This window comes from Vibrio sp. 10N.222.52.B7, from assembly GCF_041474275.1.
GTDB lineage: Bacteria > Pseudomonadota > Gammaproteobacteria > Enterobacterales > Vibrionaceae > Vibrio > Vibrio crassostreae_C.
The window spans coordinates 2,984-3,544 of the sequence record NZ_JBFRTU010000097.1 but is presented as its reverse complement, the minus strand read 5'-3'; the positions used below and the strand labels follow the sequence as shown (position 1 = coordinate 3,544).

Below are 561 nucleotides of genomic sequence, written 5' to 3'. Positions count from 1 at the left end.
TCGCATCTCGCATCTCGCAAGCATAAAAAAACGCACAACCTAAGTCATGCGTTTTATATTTAAGCCTTTGATTTATCAATCACTTCGTTAGTGCATGACCTCTTCTTTAGCACCAACATAGATGAAATCCAATTCATCTTTTTTCAGGGATACTTTAACCGTACCGCCATCAACCAAGCTACCGAACAGTAACTCGTTAGCAAGTGGTTTCTTAAGCTTCTCTTGAATAACACGTCCCATTGGACGAGCACCCATGGTCTTGTCATAGCCTTTATCAGCTAACCAGTGACGAGCATCCTCAGAAACCTCTAAAGACACGCCACGAGCGTCCAGTTGAACCTGAAGCTCGACAATGAACTTATCAACTACTTGGCTAATCACACTTGGGTCAAGGCTGTTGAACCAAATGATATTATCAAGACGGTTACGGAACTCAGGAGTAAATACCTTCTTGATTTCGCCCATCGCATCTGGCGCATGATCTTGTTGGATCAGGCCGATCGATTTCTTCTCGGTTTCAGCCACACCTGCGTTGGTCGTCATCACTAGAATCACATTGCG

General features: G+C 44.2%; 1 protein-coding gene. It reads right to left on the bottom strand.

From position 1 onward, the window contains the following. Positions 1–87: 87 nt before the first annotated feature. Positions 88–561 (bottom strand): AAA family ATPase (locus AB4512_RS20280; protein WP_372175475.1); only part of this gene is annotated, 474 nt, incomplete at its 5' end.